Origin of the sequence: Microcystis viridis FACHB-1342, from assembly GCF_014698335.1 — a bacterium.
In the GTDB taxonomy this organism is placed as follows: Bacteria; Cyanobacteriota; Cyanobacteriia; order Cyanobacteriales; family Microcystaceae; genus Microcystis; species Microcystis ichthyoblabe_A.
In genome coordinates this window covers 19,519-36,699 of the sequence record NZ_JACJSV010000031.1, presented here as the reverse complement: position 1 = coordinate 36,699, position 17,181 = coordinate 19,519, and the positions used below count along the sequence as shown (strand labels likewise).

The following is a 17,181-nucleotide window of genomic DNA, read 5'->3' as shown; positions in this document are numbered from 1 at the left end:
CTGAGTTATCAGGAAATGGGGGGATGGGGGAATTCAACCAATACCCTAAAACCCCAACACCCCAACACGACTGCTAACTCCTTACGGTTCTTCCTCGGCTGCCAACACTTCCACTTCGGTGAATGCGAAGGTTTCTTCTGTTTCCTCCTCCTCGCTTGTTTCTTCCTCTAGGGAACCTTTGGGGACGAGGGTGATAGTAGCCTTTTCTTTCAGCCATTCTAGGGTGTTTTCCGCCAGCATTTCTTCGGTGATCACCTGTTCCAGACGCTGCCTATCTATGTCGCGATCGGACAATTGGGCCATGATATTAGCGATTTTTTCCGTTACCGCTTCGGGACTGACTTCAATGCCTGCGACTTTAGCCAATTCTTGCACCACGAGAGTCTCTTTTAGACTTTCGATCGCATCAGGACGGGTGCTTTCCCGCATTTTGGGAATATTATCTTTTGTAAACAACTGGTTGACATCTAGCCCCATTTGTTGAAATTCCATGAAGCTTTGGGTCAAAATATGCGTCACTTCCTTTTCGATCAGCGTCTCCGGTAAATCTAAAGTCGCACCTTTGACCAATTCCTTGGTTAAAGCGTCATAAATGCTTTCTTTGGTTTCCTTCTCCGCTTGTTCTTGGAAGCGTTTCTCTAAACTTGCTCTTAATTCGGCGATTGTTTCCTGATCGCTGACTTCTTGGGCAAAATCGTCGTCAAGCTCTGGTAATTCCTTCGCTTTTAACTCTTTCATCGTAATGGTAAAGATTACCGCTTTTGCTGCCACATCCTCTTTGGGATAATCTTCTGGGAAAGTTAAAGTCATCTCTTTGACTTCTTCCGGTTTCATGCCGACAATTCCTTCCACCATCCCCTCGATAAAGCGTCCTGCTTCCATATCCACCTGCAGATCTTCGCCGTCAATATCTGGGATATCTTCGCCAGTTTCGGCGGATTTTCCCCGATAATCAACGATCGCCACATCTCCTAGCTGCGCCCCGCGATCTTCCACGGGAACCAATGTCGCTAACTGTTCTTGACGCTCTTTAAACCAATTTTCCACGGATTCGGGATCATAAACGGTTTTTTCGGCAGTAACGCTCAGATTTTCGTAATCTCCGAGAATAATTGTCGGGGCCACATCCACGGAAACTGAAAAAGTCAAAGCTTTACCCGGTTCATAGGCAGCGATCAAATCCTCAAACTTAGACAATAGCTGCGGAGTACCCAGGGACTCGATCCCCTCCTGTTTTAGGGCAGATTCGAGACAATTTTCGATTAATTCCTCAATTACCGCCGCTTTTACAGCTTTAGAACCCAATCTTTGCAGAAGAATCTGACGGGGAACCTTACCGGGGCGAAAACCGGGTATATTGGCCGACTTCGCTAAATTATTTACCACTTTCTCGTGGGTGTTTTTCGTGGTTTCGGCGGGAATTTCAATTTCTAAACCTATCTGACTGGCAGGAAGCTTTTCCTGAATAACTTTCATTGATTTTTCTAGCTCTTACGACAAGGAACGTTTATAATAGGGTGAGCGGTGTTTACGCCTGCGGTGGATCCGTCCCGCTCATGATATTCTAGGGGAATAGCTGCAGTTGCTCCCCAAGCTCTCACAATCTTTTTATTTTAGCGGTCAATGGGGTATATTTAATTTATTCCGTCCTTGGGGCAGTTAAGCCCAATCAGAAAATTTTGCTGATCAAAAGCCGATCAATCCAAGCTTGAGAATAACTCGGTGGACAAAAAAGATTTTTTATTTTAACGATTTCTTCGGATCATCATCATCACCCAACTCGTCAGGAGGTCACACAATTTGAGTCAAAAAGTACGGGTCGCTATTTTAGGGGCCACTGGGGCCGTGGGAACGGAATTACTAGAATTATTAGCTAGTCGTCATTTCCCTCTCGCTAGTCTAAAATTACTGGCTTCCGAGCGTTCTGCTGGAAAAACCCTCGATTTTCGGGGCGAAAGTCTCCTAATCGAAGCGGTAAACGAGCGCTCTTTTCAGGACGTGGATATAGTTCTCGCTTCTGCGGGGGGGTCCACCTCGAAAGCTTGGGCGAAAACTATTGTCGAGTCGGGTGCGACGATTATCGATAACTCCAGCGCTTTTCGCATGAATCCCGAAGTGCCTCTGGTTGTCCCAGAAATCAATCCCGACAGTGTGGACAATCACCGGGGCATTATCGCTAATCCCAACTGTACGACAATTCTTTTAGGAGTGGCGATCTGGCCTCTCCACCAAGTACAGGCGATCGAGCGAGTAGTAGTTTCTACTTATCAGTCCGCTAGTGGTGCTGGAGCGCGGGCCATGGAGGAGGTAAAACAGCAAGCACAAGCAATTCTTGACAATCGGCAACCTCCCACTAATTCCTTCCCCTATCCCCTCGCTTTTAATCTTTTTCCCCACAATACCCCGATTAATGGTCAAGGGTACTGCGAGGAAGAAATGAAAATGGTCAACGAAACCCGCAAGATTTTTGCTTGTCCAGAGCTGCGGGTTAGTGCCACCTGTGTGAGGGTTCCCGTCCTGCGGGCCCATTCGGAATCGGTTAACCTAGAATTTAGTCGGCCTTTTTCTGTGGTGAAGGCCAGAGAAATTCTTGAGTCTGCTCCGGGGGTAAGATTAGTGGAAGATTGGGACGCTAATTATTTTCCCATGCCAATTGATGCCACCGGTCGCGATGAAGTATTAGTGGGACGCATTCGTCAAGATATCTCCCATCCTAACGGTCTGGAATTGTGGCTATGCGGCGATCAAATTCGCAAGGGTGCGGCTTTAAATGCTGTACAAATTGCCGAACTTTTAGTTAAGAAAAATCTCGTCGGTTCAAGATTTGCAACAGTTTGATAACTAAGCTATCAGCCATCAGCTAAATCAAGGCGATAATAATTAGAAAAATAGCTAATTAACCGGATAAGTAAAGCCTGAAAGCTGATTGCTGATCGCTCAAAAACTGATAATAAAGGCCGAACCTAAAACCTACTTTTTAGGTAGGAGGATTGCTAGATTCTTTCTGTTGCCTCTTGCCTTGAGAAGCTGATAACTGATAACTGATAACTGATAACTAATCAATGAGTGAAACATATTTTGGACGAGTAATTACGGCGATGGTGACACCCTTCACCGTCGAGGGTCAAGTTAATTATGCCCTGGTGGAAAAATTGGCCGATTATCTAGTTACTCACGGTAGCGATGGTATAGTGGTCTGTGGGACGACGGGAGAATCACCCACCCTAAGTTGGCAGGAAGAATACGAACTATTTAGTATTGTCAAAAAAGCGGTTAATGGTCGGGGAAAAGTGATCGCGGGGACGGGTTCTAATTCCACTTCCGAAGCGATCGAAGCGACCCAACAGGCTGCTAAACTGGGTTTAGATGGTTCTTTACAAGTGGTTCCCTACTACAATAAACCACCCCAAGAGGGTTTATATGAGCATTTTCGCGCCATTGCCAAAGCTTGTCCCGATCTGCCAGTAATGCTTTATAATATCCCCGGTCGTACTGGTCAAAATATGACCCCGGAAACGATTATTAAACTGGCAGCAGTTGATAATATTGTGGCGGTAAAAGAAGCTAGTGGTAATTTAGAACAAACCTGTAAGATTTACTGTCATACTCCTGAAAATTTCGCTATTTATTCCGGCGATGATTTTCTCACCTTACCCCTAATGACCTGTGGTGCGGTGGGAGTGGTCAGTGTTGCTAGTCATCTAGTGGGAGAAGAAATTCAAGGAATGATTCAAGCTTTCTTAACTGGAGATGCGGCCAAAGCAATCGAGATTAATTTGAAATTATTTCCCCTGTTTAAAGGTTTATTCTGTGCCACTAATCCAATTCCAATTAAAGCGGCCTTAAATCTAGTCGGTTGGGAAGTGGGGGGTCTAAGACTTCCTTTATGTTCCTTAAGTCCAGAGTTAGAAGAAGGATTAGCAAAAATCATGCAAGAATTGGCTTTAATCTAGAAAAATACTAGAAATTCTTGCCCACTAAACTGGGATTTTTCGAGAAAGTAGGTTATAATATTAATAGCTTCACTAGAAGAAAAGAAATATAGTTTAGAACAGCCAGAAAGTATTGATACTAAGTGAATTTAACTAGGTGTTGTTTACCTAGTTCGACTTATTCTAACTATTCATTTTTTGAGATTTCCCGTCCACAAAACCAACCTGAAAAATCACCATAACTTACCATCAAAGGATACCTAATGAGTCAAGATAAAACCCAAGCAAAACTAAAGATCATTCCCCTAGGAGGATTACACGAAATCGGCAAAAACACCTGTGTTTTTGAATACGATGATGAGATTATTCTCCTGGATGCTGGTTTAGCTTTTCCTTCCGATGATATGCACGGGGTCAATGTAGTGCTTCCCGATATGACTTATCTAAGAGAAAATCGCCATAAAATTAAGGGTATGATCGTCACCCACGGTCACGAAGATCATATCGGTGGCATTCCCTACCATCTCAAACAATTTGATGTACCAATTATCTACGGTCCGCGTCTAGCGATGGCTTTATTGCGGGATAAATTGGAAGAAGCAGGATTGGCAAATCGTACCAAATTAGAAACCGTTGCTCCTCGGCAAATGGTGCGTTTAGGTAAATCTTTCATGGTGGAATATATCCGCAATACCCACTCGATCGCCGATAGTTTTTGTGTAGCAATTCACACTCCTTTAGGGGTAGTTATTCACACAGGAGATTTTAAAATTGACCATACTCCCGTCGATGGTGAATTTTTTGATCTGCAAAAAATTGCCGAACATGGCGAGAAAGGGGTGCTATGTTTATTGAGTGATTCCACTAACGCGGAAGTACCCGGTTATACTCCCTCGGAAGCTTCCGTTTATCCCGGTTTAGAGCGGGTTTTTAACCAAGCAACGGGACGGATTATGATCACTACCTTTGCTTCCTCGGTGCATCGGATTAATCTGGTGTTGAAATTGGCCCAGAAATTTAACCGGAAAGTGGTGGTAGTGGGTCGATCGATGTTAAATGTCATCGCTCATGCGCGTAATTTGGGGTATATCAAATGTCCCGACGATCTATTTGAACCCTTAAAAGCGACCCGCAATTTAGCCGATGAAAAAATCGTCATTTTAACCACAGGATCCCAGGGAGAAACTTTAGCGGCCATGACGCGGATTTCTAAGGGTGAACATCCTCATATTCGCGTGCGTCAGGGGGATACGATTGTCTTTTCCGCTAATCCGATTCCGGGTAATACCATCGCTGTGGTCAATACAATTGATCGCCTGATGATGCAGGGTGCTAACGTGGTTTACGGACGCGATAAGGGAATTCACGTTTCTGGCCATGGTTCCCAAGAAGACCATAAATTGATGCTATCTTTGACCCGGCCGAAGTTTTTTGTGCCAGTGCATGGAGAACACCGAATGCTGGTCAAACACGCTCAGATGGCCCAAAGTATGGGGATTCCCGCCGAAAATATGGTAATTGTCAAAAATGGTGACACGATCGAGTTAACTGGCGATCGCATTGCCATCGGCACACCAGTGCCTTCGGGAATCGAGTTAGTCGATCAAGCGGGTGTGGTCCACGAACACATTATGCAGGAAAGACAACAGTTAGCCGAAGATGGTGTGATTACGATCGCATCCTTCGTTAACGGTGAGGGACAATTAAGCGCACCTCCAGAGATTAATTTGCGCGGTGTGGTCACAAAAGTGGAAATCCCGCTGCTGAATCAGTTAATTATTCGGGCGATCGAACGCTGTTTAAGCGATCGCAGTAGTGAATTTAAAACTGCCACGGGGGACCCAGATTGGGCCGGTTTGCGGGCCGAAATCGAGACGACTTTGCAGCGTTTAATCAAACGGGAGTTAAAGAGTCAACCTCTAGTGATTTTCCTCCTGCAAGCGGCGGCAACGGAACCAGCGAACAATCGTACTTATCGCCGCCGCCGTCCCGCAGCTACCATGGCCTCCTAATATCAGTGAGCAGTAAACAGTGAGCAGTAAACAGTGATCAGTAAACAGTGAAAAGATGGCAAGAAACTGCTATTTAATACTGGTCACTTAACACATACTGCTCACTTAAAACTCAAATCTGATAACTGATAACTGATAACTGATAACTGACCATGTTCCATGCTGCCGATTTGCGATCGCTGCTGACCGCCGTTGCCAGGGGAGAAATTAACCCGGAGACAGCCTTAGATAAACTTAAACATCTGGCCTTTGAACCGGTGGAAGACTTCGCTAAAATTGACCATCATCGTCAATTAAGGACGGGATTTCCGGAGGTTATCTGGGGGCCGGGTAAAACCACCGCTCAAATCGCCCAAATTATCCATGTTTTGCGTCAAAATAGTCCCGTGGTTATGGCCACCCGCATTGAAGCAGAGATAGCAGTCCAGCTACAGGAACAGGTAACAGACTTAGTTTATTATCCCTTAGCCCGCATCTGTGCCATTGCCGCAGCCGCTCCAGAAAATCCCCCAAAAGGGATAATTTCCATCCTAACGGCGGGAACTGCCGATATTCCCGTAGCGGAGGAGGCGGCGGTTACTGCTCAATTATGCGGTTTTTCCGTGCAGCGTCTCTGGGATGTGGGAGTAGCGGGAATTCATCGCCTCTTGAATCATCGCCATCTACTGGATGCCGCCGATGTGTTAATTGTTGTTGCGGGAATGGAAGGAGCCTTACCAAGTGTGGTAGCGGGATTAGTTGATCGCCCGGTGATCGCCGTTCCCACCAGTATCGGTTACGGAACCAGTTTCGGCGGTATTGCTCCTTTGTTAACTATGCTCAATTCCTGCGCGGTCGGCATCGGTGTGGTTAATATAGATAATGGTTTTGGGGCTGCCATGTTAGCCGGCCAAATTTTACGCACGGCGGCAAGATTAGCCTAGATTTTCCTTCATCTCAGACTGAAAATCCTATACAGTTGGTATAGGGATAAACTACTTTGAAAAAGAAGCCGATATGCACCTAAGTGAAATTACTCATCCCAACCAGTTACATGGTTTATCACTCCGTCAATTAGAAGATATTGCCCGTCAGATTCGCGAAAAACACCTCCAGACGATCGCCGCTACCGGTGGACATTTGGGACCGGGGTTAGGAGTCGTAGAACTAACGATCGCCCTTTACCAAACCCTCGATCTCGATCGCGATAAAGTCCTTTGGGACGTGGGACACCAAGCTTATCCGCACAAACTCCTCACCGGTCGCTATAACGATTTTCACACCCTGCGCCAAAAAAATGGCGTTGCGGGCTATCTAAAACGTTGCGAGAGCAAATTTGACCATTTTGGGGCTGGACACGCCTCCACGAGCATTTCTGCGGGGTTAGGAATGGCTTTAGCCCGGGATGCCAAGGGGGAAGATTTCAAGGTAGTATCGATCATCGGGGATGGCGCTTTAACCGGGGGTATGGCCCTAGAAGCGATTAACCATGCCGGACATTTACCGAACACCAACATCATGGTTATCCTCAACGATAACGAGATGTCCATTTCCCCCAACGTCGGGGCAATTTCCCGCTATCTCAATAAAGTGCGTCTGAGCGAACCCGTCCAGTTTATCGCCGATAATCTCGAAGAACAATTGAAACACCTACCCTTCTTCGGTGACTCCCTCACCCCCGAAATGGAACGAGTCAAAGAAGGGATGAAACGGTTAGCAGTTCCCAAAGTCGGCGCTGTCATCGAAGAATTGGGCTTTAAATATTTTGGCCCGATTGATGGTCATAATATTCCCGAATTAATCGCCACTTTTAAACAGGCCCATAAGGTCCAAGGACCGGTTTTCGTCCACGTTGCCACCGTTAAAGGCAAAGGCTACGAATGGGCCGAAAAAGATCAAGTGGGTTATCATGCCCAAAATCCCTTTAATTTAGCCACGGGTAAACCGATTCCCTCCAGTAAACCGAAACCTCCCGCTTATTCCAAAGTTTTCGGGCATACTCTCACCAAATTAGCGGAAAATGACCCGCGCATTATCGGTATCACCGCCGCCATGGCTACCGGGACAGGATTAGATAAATTTCAGGCAAAACTGCCGAAACAGTATATCGATGTGGGAATTGCCGAACAACACGCGGTTACTCTCGCTGGGGGTCTTGCTTGCGAAGGAATGCGCCCGGTTGTCACCATTTACTCTACTTTCCTGCAGCGGGCTTTTGATCAGATTATTCATGATATCTGCATTCAAAATCTACCGGTTTTCTTTTGTATGGACCGGGCCGGTATTGTCGGGGCTGATGGACCGACCCACCAAGGGATGTACGATATCGCCTACCTGCGTTGTATCCCCAATATGACCATTATGGCCCCGAAAGATGAGGCAGAACTGCAAAGAATGGTCGTAACGGGGATTAATCATACCAGCGGCCCCATTGCCATGCGTTACCCCCGGGGCAACGGTTTAGGGGTTCCCCTGATGGAAGAGGGTTGGGAAGCTTTACCCATCGGTAAGGGCGAAATTCTCCGCAGTGGCGATGATGTTCTCCTGTTAGGATACGGCACGATGGTCAACACTTCCCTACAGGTGGCCGAAATCCTCAGCGAACACGGCATCGAGGCCACAGTGGTTAATGCTCGTTTTGTCAAGCCCCTTGATACAGAACTTATCTTTCCCCTTGCCCAACGTCTTGGTAAGGTGGTGACTTTAGAAGAAGGTTGTTTGATGGGTGGTTTTGGTTCTGCGGTTTTGGAAGCTTTACAGGATGCTAATATTCTAGTTCCAGTCAAACGTTTCGGGGTTCCCGATAAATTAGTGGACCACGCAAAACCAGAGGAATCTTTCGCTGATTTGGGTTTAACCAGTCCCCAGATTGCCGAACAGGTTTTAGCGGCATTTTTTAGCCAAAAACAAACCGCTAACGTCGGTTAAAATCTCAAGATCAGCTTGTCCAGTTTTCCCGAAAAATTAGGGAAGACTGGTTTTTTTTTGCTCTAGATAGTCAATGAACACTGCCGGCAATAAATAGTGAGGGGAACGAACCACAGAGACACAAAGGACACAAAGATCGATCACTACTATAGAAGTTAAATTTATCACACAAAGAATAGGAGAGTCCAGTAGCTTTAAGAGCATCAGCCATGAGTTGGTCATCAATGACAGTGTTAGTTCTCATAGTATCCCTAGTTGTGTATAGTAGATTAAACCCCTTGCATAATTAATTTGCGAGGGTTCAAAAATGAGAAAAAAGGTTAAATTTTGTCAAGAAATTGCTTAAAGTTTTGTAAAGCAACTTGACTTAAAGACAGAATTGTGCATAGTAGAAGTAGGCGGAGAGAAGATTGGACGATTACAAGCAACTGAATTACCTATGGAAAACCAACTTTGGCAGCGAATCACCCTCGATTTAAATATCTGTCATGGCAAACCTTGCCTTCGAGGATTGCGTTATCCTGTTGAATTTATCCTAGAATTACTTAGTTCTGGCATGAGTATCGAAGACATTTTAGCCGACTACGATGATTTGGAACGGGAGGATATTCTAGCGGCGTTATTGTTTGCCACTCGATTAACTCAGGTAAAAAGCATCTACCAAATTGCACCATGAACTTTTTAGTCGATGCCCAATTGCCAGTTCGTTTAGCCCGTTTTTTGCAAGCTGCTGGTCATGATACAATTCATACTAAAGATTTACCCCAACAAAATGCCACGACAGATGCAGAAATTAACGCTCTTTCAATTCAACAAAATCGAATTGTCATTACCAAAGACAGAGATTTTCTTGATTCATTTTTGATTAGTCAAGAACCTTATAAGCTTCTGCTAGTGACTACGGGTAATATTACGAATGTTGAATTAGAAGCATTATTTCAGAATAATTTACCTCAAATAAAAGCACTTTTTACTCAACATTCCTTAATAGAAATGAGTCGCAACTCAATCATCGTTCATCATTAGTAGTAGGACAAGCTGAAATTAGCTTTAAGTGCTTCACGAAAGGAATAAAATCTTTATCTGAAAAAAGCAGCGGAAGATTATTTTCAATACAAAAGGAGGCAATAATAACATCAGCAGTTTTTCTAATAGTTATCCCCTTCTTGCGTAACTGGCGATAATTGTCCGCGCTTTTCAATGCCATTCTCAAACCTAGTAAATCATAAATGGTCAATGAAGTTAGTAAGTGATAGGCTATTTGATAATCCTTATCACTCCTAAAACCTTGGAGAACTTCGGTGAGAATAATATCACCAATAGCTATCGGCTCAACTCCCAGCAATAAATCAAGTTCTGTTGTTTCCGTAGTATTATAACCATTGAAATAATCAATCCAAACACTGGAATCCACAAGAATCATTGATTGTGCCTCATTTCCTCAAGGTTTCCTTCCCATTTAAGCTTACCTTTAAAGGCTTTAATTTTCTCCTGTTGTTTGAGCCGAATCAAAGTCTTAAGACCCAATTCAACAACTTCTTGTTTAGTCTTTAAACCAGTAGCTTTAAGAGCATCAGCCATGAGTTGGTCATCAATGATAATGTTAGTCGTCATCCTATTCCTAGTTGTGTATAGTAGATTGTTAATATACACATTATATAGGGTTTGCTGAATAAATGTGAGATGTAAGCAAGGTAGAGATTTTGTGGCTTTTCTCGCTCCCACAGGTGCAAGATTGTGAGAGAATCGTCGTTCAAAATCTTGCGTCTTTATCGGCCCGCGTCCTGTAGGGGCGAAGCATTCGGACAATAACCTATCGGTGAAACTGTAGATTTTCTATCCGAATGCTTCGCCCGTACTTTTTGCCGCATACCCTATTTAGAAGAAAACTGCTCGATTCAATAATTTGAGCCAAAACCCAACATTTTTAAAGACATCGGTGCAGTTTCCCGCAAGTGTCGCTCATTTTTGATAGACAAAAGTTATTGCTGTCACCCCAAACACAAGTTTACTGTCCCACCCGCCAAATTTTGATAGTTTTGTCACCACTTCCACTAGCTAAATAGCGGCCATCGGGACTATATACTACTGAGATAACCACATCAGAATGACCAGTAAGGGTACGCAATTCTTTTCCCGTTGCCACCCGCCAAATTTTGATAGTATTGTCATAACTCCCACTAGCTAAATAGCGACCATCGGGACTATATGCTACTGAGTAAACCAGACTAGAATGACCAGTAAGGGTACGCAATTCTTTTCCCGTTGCTACCTCCCAAATTTTGATAGTTTTGTCACGACTCCCACTAGCTAAATAGCGGCCATCGGGACTATATACCACTGACAAAACCACACTAGAATGACCAGTAAAGGTAGGCAGTTCTTTTCCCGTTGCTACCTCCCAAATTTTGATAGTTTTGTCACCATTCCCACTAGCTAAATAGCGGCCATCGGGACTATATACTACTGAGTTAACCCAGAAAGAATGACCAGTAAGAGTACGCAATTGTTTTCCCGTTGCTACCTCCCAAATTTTGATAGTTTTGTCAAGACTCCCACTAGCTAAATAGCGGCCATCAGGACTATATACTACTGAGTTAACCCAGAAAGAATGACCAGTAAGAGTACGCAATTGTTTTCCCGTTGCTACCTCCCAAATTTTGATAGTATTGTCATAACTCCCACTAGCTAAATAGCGGCCATCGGGACTATATACCACTGAACTAACCCAGCTAGAATGACCAGTAAGGGTACGCAATTCTTTTCCCGTTGCTACCTCCCAAATTTTGATAGTTTTGTCACTACTCCCACTAGCTAAATAGCGGACATCGGGACTATATACCACTGACGAAACCGTATCAGAATGACCAGTTAGGGTTTTATCTAAGAAGCGAAGACTAGATAAATCAGATATTAATAATTGAGGACTAGCAGGAAAATTTTTATATTTAAAATAACCATAACCTTGCGTTATTCCTACTCCTAATAACAAAACTCCACCAAGAGCTATTAATCCATTTCTCAGATTATTATTTTTAACCGGTTGTGCTGGTGTTTTTTTGGGTACAGCTACAGGTGAAACTGGCGGAGAAGGATTAATCTTAGGAATAACCGGCGGTTGTTTTTGAGTTACAACAGGAGGCGGATTTGGTGCTGGTGGAGATGGTCTATTAGGAGTTATAGGAGGTAACTTTAATTGTCGTTCAATCTCATCCAAACGCTGTAAAATAACCCTAGTATTAGCCGGTCTATTCTTGGGTAATCTTCCCATTAACTCATCAATAAAATCCAACAATGACGGGTGAATATTTTCCGTTTCTTCTCGCCAAGGTAAAACATCATTAATCGGATCATAAATTTCTAAGGGATGTTTTCCGGTTAATAAATGCACAAAAGTTCGTCCTAAAGCATGAAAATCTGATTGAATCACTGCTTGGCCATGTTGTTGTTCATTGGGTGTATATCCGGCTGAGGTAATACCTGTCACCTGTTGACCTTTTACCTTTTGATGATAGGTTTGGGTTTCTTCCCTTGCTGTGCCAAAATCAATTAACACCAACTCGCCACTATTCCGCAGCATGATATTAGGGGGTTTAATATCTCGATGCAGCCAATTCTGTTGATGAATTTTATCGAGAATTAAAGTGATTTCTCTCAGCCATTTTAAGGCTCGTTTTTGACTTAATTTATCATACTGGTTTAGCCACTGTTCTAAATCAATACCCTCCACTTTTTCCATAACTAAACAGTGTAATATTTTCCCTTCCCTCGTGGAATATTGAAAATAGGTATCTGCGCGAGGAACACCGGTGACATTTTGACGACTCAACTCTAATAAAACGTCATATTCCCGTTTAAATAATTCCACTGCTTTCGGTTCATTATTCCATTTTTCTTGTAATACCTTGAGGATTTTGGCTGTAAAACCTTCAAAAGCCTCATAAACAACGCCAAAACCGGTCGTATCACTCAATAACCGACTCACCCTATATTTACCATTTAACAACAACTCAGAGCCGCAACTTTGACAGTAACGAGTATTCGAGTTATTATTACTCGGATGGTCTGGTTGAGAACAATCGGGATTAATGCAGTAACAGGGTTTCATCTCGGCTATCAGTTATTTTATTGGGTTAATAATTGCAAGTTTTCCCTCCCTGACCTTGATAGCATTTTATCATAAGTAAGTAGTTATGATTAAATTGAAGAGAGATATTGCATTTTTCAAAACGTCGTGGTTTGTAGGTTGATTCATGAATCAACGCTCCCTAGGGTTCTTTCACTCTCTCCAATGTCATTCTCTCCAATCCTTATCTGGCAACGTTTTTAGTCGATTTATCGGAATAAATAGCTGAAAACCCCCCCGTGCATTAGTTTTTCGGTGGGATGCTTACAAACAGCTGCTGATATATCTGTAATAATTTAAGAGTCACTGATAATTGCTGATTGTCGGTATTTCTGCAAATCTGAGATGCAGCCAAATTATCCCCCAAAATTAGAAGGGTAAATTATCAAGTTTCTCCCTGATTTTACCCTATTCATTCATATTACGATAGGTAGCCACTGCCGAGGGAGAAATGCGATTGAGATAACGGAAAATCCAATATTTTAAGACTGTATCCAAGATAACGGGAAAAGTGGCGATAAAGAGAAAATTAAACTGGCGATTTTCTGGTAAACCGAAATGACGACTTAACCCTTCTAGGATCACTTCCCAACCGTGGGGAGAGTGGAAACCGACAAATATATCGGTAAAAAGAATAATTAAAAAAGCTTTAGCTGAATCGCTAAGATTATAGAGAATGCCATCCAGAAAAGACTTGACAATCTCAATTTCTCGACGACTAAAAGCGACAACACAACCAAAGGCAATCAGGGAACAAATATCGGCGAAAATATTAGCGATCGCATTTAAACCTCGTTGGCGAAATTCTTCACTTAGTACCGCTGCTTTTTTGGTAATTTCTCCCTCGATTTCTTCGTTAGATAATTTGGGTGCTAAACCAATCATACCTCGAAAATGTAAAGCTTCCTCAAATCTTCTCAATTCCGAAAAAGCTTCTTCTTCTAAATCCTGATTGATAAAAATAAACTGTTCCTGTTGTTGGAAATATTTATTAACCAAGGGGGTAATTAGGAAAGTTTTGGTTAATTGCTGGGTTAATAAAGGAACAATAATTAACAGTAAAATAAACTTGAGGGAAATGGCTGTTTTATAACGAGAATTGCGAAATTTCTTTAAAACTGCCTCCTCCGATTCCTCCGCTTGGGGATCAATTTCCTGTTTAATGCGATTAAAAGTGTTGACAAAAGAACGGGGCAAAACCCCCGGTTTTTCCGTAGCTTTTTGGGATTTATTACTTTTGATTATTTCCTCATCTTCAATACTACCCGCCGCTAAAAAAGAGCGATTCCTGGAAGTTTTATTTTTGGCTGTTTCCTGCTCAAAATTTCGGTTCTGGAGACTTTTGGGGACATCTTCAATATCTTCTTGCCAATAATTATCTTGATATTTTCCGATAACACTATCGATAAACTGAAGTTTTTTCAGACAAACATCTGTGGTGACAGTAATCACCCCATTACTAATTGTCGGTTGATTGGGTCCGAAGGTATTAACGATCGAGCGACTAGCTTTAAACTCCGTCAATCTGACTTTAATTTTTTGCAGATAACCTTTAACTTCTGCGATAAAATAGGAATTAGTGCTGCGGCCATAATTCGAGAATTCATTCGCCACTTTTCGCCCTTGAAAATGCTTGTCTTCTATCTCCTTAATCTTCAAAGCTGCATGATACGCCTCATCTAAAGAACGTTCAGGAGTTTGTAATAACCATTGATTAACACCTTGCAAAATCCGATTAAGATTCATAGGAAACAATTACTTCCACAAGGGAGAAAAGCTAGAGTACCGATCAGTTATCTTAACAAATACAATCGAGAAAAAACGATGTCAATCATACCAATTTGGATCGAAGGTGGCACGCGATCAGGAAAAACCACCACTTTAGTCGGGGAATTTCGGCGCTGGGTGTCTCGCGATCGCTCAAAATCATCCCCCCTTCCTCGATCGATCTTAGTTTTCGCTGCCAACGATGATAATAAACGGGAATTAGCTGATCGATTAGCCATTGCTGTTAGGGGTAGCTATCCGATTCTCTGTAAAACCCCTTTAGGTTTTCTCACCGATGAAGTCATCCTGTTTTGGCCGTTAATTTTCGAGTTTTTGGAGCTAAAAGCGCAATTTCCCCGCCGATTACGCCCAGAAACGGAGCAGGAACTCGCCACCCGTCTCTGGCAACCAGCAATCGCCGAATTCTTCCAGCTTACTAGCATAAATGAATATCGTTTCGTGCGTCAAGTTCTCGATTTGTTACAATTAGCCGGTGCTAGTGGTGTTCCCGCAGAAAAGATACCCGAAAGATTAGCCGAAGGATTATCAGAAACAGATCTAAAACGAGTTTTAGCGATTAATGAGCAGGAAACACCAGAAAAAGTAGGAGAATTAATCATTCAATGGCGTGATTGGTCTCTAGAACGTGGTTTATTAAGTTATGGTATCATCTACGAACTCTATTGGCGCTATTTATTTCCTGATAGTCGCTATCAACAGCAACTATTAAAACGCTTCCGGGGGGTTTTTGCGGACGATGTGGACGATTATCCGGCTATTGCCAAGGATTTACTCAGTTTTTTCCTCGATCATGATTGTTTTAGCGTTTTTACCTACAATCCCCAGGGAAAAATCCGCTTAGGATTAACTGCCGATCCCGATTATCTACACGAATTAGAGAAACGCTGTCAAATTATGTCATTATCCACCACTGAGGGGTTAGCTGCTCAGTTTAGCGAGACGATTCTCTCCCTAATCAGCGACGGTAACTATCTTGGCAATCTTCCCGATCAATTCATCTCCCTGCAAACCACCTCTCGCGCTGAATTGTTACGGAAGACAGCCACAGCTATTATTCAAGCAGTCAAGCAAGGGGCAGTAAAACCCGAAGAAATCGCCGTTATTGCCCCCGGTTTAGACGAAATCGCCCGTTATAGCCTGATGGAAATTTTAACCGGTGCCGGGATAGCCGTTCAACCCCTGAACGAACAACGACCCCTGATCAGTTGTCCTCTGATTCGGGCATTATTGACCCTTCTCGCCCTTGTTTATGAAAATTTGGGGCGTTTAGCCCCCCAAGAGGCTATAGCGGAAATGCTGGTGATTTTTAGCCGTTATCGCTGGGATGAAGAACAAAATTTAATTCCCGATATCGATCCGGTTCGCGCTGGATTAATTGCCGATCATTGTTATCAAGTGGATCTGGAAAATCCTCGTTTATTAGCGATCGAAACTTTTCCCCGTTGGGATCGCTTAGGACAAAAAGCTTGTACTGCCTACGAAAGAATTTGTCACTGGATCGAAGGGATGAAAAAACGGCAGCAGGAAGCCAAACTTTTCCCGATTTTTGTCTTAAATCAAGCGATCGAACAATTATTAAACGATGGGGAAAATTTGCCCTTCGATCACTTGGCAGCTTTGCGAGAATTAATGGAAACTGCCCAACATTTTTGGGAGATTGATCGCCGTTTGCGTGAGAGTGAACCCTCTTTTCAAAGTCCCAGCGAAACTATTAGTCAGTTTATCCAACTTTTGCGCCGTGGTACAATTACCGCTAATCCCTATCCTGTGCGACAATTTATTAAATCTTCCTCAGCAGTTACCCTAGGCAATATCTTTCAATATCGTTCTTTTCGTTCTAGTCATCGTTGGCATTTTTGGCTAGATTGTTCTTCCCCACTCTGGGAACAAGGAGGTGCTGCTACTCTTTTTGCTGCGCCAATTTTTTGGCGAAAAAGTCCCTATCAACCCTGGACAACGGAAGCAGAATTAGAGGAAAATCAGGACCGTTTACAGAGAGTTTTAAGGGATTTATTAGCAAGGGTAAGCGAAAAAGTTATCCTCTGTCACAGTGATTTAGGAGTATCGGGAACCGATCAAACTGGACAACTTTTATCCTTAGTACAAGCGGCAAAAGAATATGATTAAGCACTAGAAAAAAATTAACTTCTTGGTTAGGAGAGGCAATAGGCAATAGGCAAAGGGGGGGTTAGATATGTGTAATTAATTTTGCTTAGGTACTTAGTAAAAGGATTGGGGGAGATTCAGCTAATCTAAGGATAGGCGGTTAAGATGCGTCTGAGCTTATAACCTAATTTGGTCTTGACGACCGGCCAAGCTCTTGACTATCTAAGTAGGTAGGCGTTAAAAGTTGTCAGATGCCCCCCTTATTAAGGGGGGATTAAAGGGGGGACTAAGGGGGGATCGGCACACCCCT

The 17,181-nt window shown here is 43.3% G+C and carries 14 protein-coding genes; 8 read left to right on the top strand and 6 right to left on the bottom strand.

What is annotated here, in order from left to right:
• Positions 1-81: 81 nt before the first annotated feature.
• Complete coding sequence (tig, locus tag H6G40_RS11890; RefSeq protein ID WP_002736515.1) at positions 82-1,476, bottom strand: trigger factor; 1,395 nt, start codon at positions 1,474-1,476, stop codon at positions 82-84.
• A gap of 324 nt (positions 1,477-1,800) precedes the next feature.
• Here tig and H6G40_RS11885 point away from each other — a divergent pair, with 324 nt between their 5' ends.
• The 5 genes from H6G40_RS11885 to dxs all read left to right on the top strand — a co-directional run bounded on the left by H6G40_RS11885 (position 1,801) and on the right by dxs (position 8,851).
• Positions 1,801-2,838 carry an aspartate-semialdehyde dehydrogenase gene (locus H6G40_RS11885; RefSeq protein WP_069475723.1) on the top strand — a complete coding sequence of 346 codons (1,038 nt, stop codon included), beginning with the start codon at positions 1,801-1,803 and terminating at the stop codon, positions 2,836-2,838.
• 224 nt (positions 2,839-3,062) lie between these two features.
• The gene (dapA, locus tag H6G40_RS11880) at positions 3,063-3,953 is read left to right on the top strand and encodes a 4-hydroxy-tetrahydrodipicolinate synthase (protein WP_069475724.1); all 891 of its coding nucleotides are present in this window, start codon (positions 3,063-3,065) and stop codon (positions 3,951-3,953) included.
• A gap of 242 nt (positions 3,954-4,195) precedes the next feature.
• Entirely contained in the window at positions 4,196-5,944 is a 1,749-nt protein-coding gene (locus H6G40_RS11875; RefSeq protein WP_069475725.1) for a ribonuclease J, read from the top strand.
• A 152-nt stretch (positions 5,945-6,096) separates the two neighbouring features.
• Complete coding sequence (gene larB, locus H6G40_RS11870) at positions 6,097-6,867, top strand: nickel pincer cofactor biosynthesis protein LarB (RefSeq protein WP_024969506.1); 771 nt, start codon at positions 6,097-6,099, stop codon at positions 6,865-6,867.
• Positions 6,868-6,940: 73 nt separating this feature from the next.
• Positions 6,941-8,851: a 1-deoxy-D-xylulose-5-phosphate synthase gene (gene dxs, locus H6G40_RS11865; RefSeq protein WP_069475726.1), complete on the top strand. Its 1,911-nt coding sequence runs from the start codon at positions 6,941-6,943 to the stop codon at positions 8,849-8,851.
• Between the two features lie 70 nt (positions 8,852-8,921).
• Here dxs and H6G40_RS11860 read toward each other — a convergent pair whose 3' ends face one another.
• A complete protein-coding gene (locus tag H6G40_RS11860) occupies positions 8,922-9,095 on the bottom strand; it encodes a type II toxin-antitoxin system VapB family antitoxin (protein WP_081330944.1) in 174 nt (57 codons plus the stop codon).
• Positions 9,096-9,290: 195 nt separating this feature from the next.
• Between H6G40_RS11860 and H6G40_RS11855 the strand changes: the two genes are divergently transcribed.
• Together H6G40_RS11855 and H6G40_RS11850 are read left to right on the top strand one after the other, a co-directional pair.
• Positions 9,291-9,527, top strand: coding sequence for a DUF433 domain-containing protein (locus H6G40_RS11855; RefSeq protein WP_002758607.1), 237 nt, complete (start codon positions 9,291-9,293; stop codon positions 9,525-9,527).
• Complete coding sequence (locus H6G40_RS11850; RefSeq protein ID WP_069475727.1) at positions 9,524-9,877, top strand: DUF5615 family PIN-like protein; 354 nt, start codon at positions 9,524-9,526, stop codon at positions 9,875-9,877. The genes H6G40_RS11855 and H6G40_RS11850 overlap by 4 nt, the downstream gene beginning before the upstream one ends.
• Here the strand turns inward: H6G40_RS11850 and vapC are convergent.
• The 4 genes from vapC to H6G40_RS11830 form a co-directional block, all read right to left on the bottom strand.
• Positions 9,861-10,274, bottom strand: coding sequence for a type II toxin-antitoxin system VapC family toxin (vapC, locus tag H6G40_RS11845; protein WP_069475728.1), 414 nt, complete (start codon positions 10,272-10,274; stop codon positions 9,861-9,863). The genes H6G40_RS11850 and vapC overlap by 17 nt on opposite strands.
• On the bottom strand, positions 10,271-10,465 hold the full coding sequence (locus tag H6G40_RS11840; RefSeq protein ID WP_061432967.1) for a type II toxin-antitoxin system VapB family antitoxin: 195 nt from the start codon (positions 10,463-10,465) through the stop codon (positions 10,271-10,273). Before H6G40_RS11840 ends, vapC begins: the two co-directional genes overlap by 4 nt.
• 394 nt (positions 10,466-10,859) lie before the next feature.
• Positions 10,860-12,959: a serine/threonine-protein kinase gene (locus tag H6G40_RS11835; RefSeq protein ID WP_190537724.1), complete on the bottom strand. Its 2,100-nt coding sequence runs from the start codon at positions 12,957-12,959 to the stop codon at positions 10,860-10,862.
• A gap of 426 nt (positions 12,960-13,385) precedes the next feature.
• A complete protein-coding gene (locus tag H6G40_RS11830; protein ID WP_103111855.1) occupies positions 13,386-14,723 on the bottom strand; it encodes a proton extrusion protein PcxA in 1,338 nt (445 codons plus the stop codon).
• Positions 14,724-14,801: 78 nt separating this feature from the next.
• Between H6G40_RS11830 and H6G40_RS11825 the strand changes: the two genes are divergently transcribed.
• Entirely contained in the window at positions 14,802-16,892 is a 2,091-nt protein-coding gene (locus tag H6G40_RS11825; RefSeq protein ID WP_190537722.1) for a PD-(D/E)XK nuclease family protein, read from the top strand.
• Positions 16,893-17,181: the final 289 nt, after the last annotated feature.

What these genes read in the sequence shown, in the direction of transcription:
- dxs (WP_069475726.1), top strand. Translation starts at nt 6,941, where the DNA reads ATGCACCTAAGTGAAATTACTCATCCCAACCAGTTACATGGTTTATCA.
- H6G40_RS11855 (WP_002758607.1), top strand. Translation starts at nt 9,291, where the DNA reads ATGGAAAACCAACTTTGGCAGCGAATCACCCTCGATTTAAATATCTGT.
- H6G40_RS11840 (WP_061432967.1), bottom strand. Translation starts at nt 10,465, where the DNA reads ATGACGACTAACATTATCATTGATGACCAACTCATGGCTGATGCTCTT.
- H6G40_RS11830 (WP_103111855.1), bottom strand. Translation starts at nt 14,723, where the DNA reads ATGAATCTTAATCGGATTTTGCAAGGTGTTAATCAATGGTTATTACAA.
- tig (WP_002736515.1), bottom strand. Translation starts at nt 1,476, where the DNA reads ATGAAAGTTATTCAGGAAAAGCTTCCTGCCAGTCAGATAGGTTTAGAA.
- dapA (WP_069475724.1), top strand. Translation starts at nt 3,063, where the DNA reads ATGAGTGAAACATATTTTGGACGAGTAATTACGGCGATGGTGACACCC.
- H6G40_RS11850 (WP_069475727.1), top strand. Translation starts at nt 9,524, where the DNA reads ATGAACTTTTTAGTCGATGCCCAATTGCCAGTTCGTTTAGCCCGTTTT.
- vapC (WP_069475728.1), bottom strand. Translation starts at nt 10,274, where the DNA reads ATGATTCTTGTGGATTCCAGTGTTTGGATTGATTATTTCAATGGTTAT.
- H6G40_RS11825 (WP_190537722.1), top strand. Translation starts at nt 14,802, where the DNA reads ATGTCAATCATACCAATTTGGATCGAAGGTGGCACGCGATCAGGAAAA.
- H6G40_RS11875 (WP_069475725.1), top strand. Translation starts at nt 4,196, where the DNA reads ATGAGTCAAGATAAAACCCAAGCAAAACTAAAGATCATTCCCCTAGGA.
- H6G40_RS11860 (WP_081330944.1), bottom strand. Translation starts at nt 9,095, where the DNA reads ATGAGAACTAACACTGTCATTGATGACCAACTCATGGCTGATGCTCTT.
- larB (WP_024969506.1), top strand. Translation starts at nt 6,097, where the DNA reads ATGTTCCATGCTGCCGATTTGCGATCGCTGCTGACCGCCGTTGCCAGG.
- H6G40_RS11835 (WP_190537724.1), bottom strand. Translation starts at nt 12,959, where the DNA reads ATGAAACCCTGTTACTGCATTAATCCCGATTGTTCTCAACCAGACCAT.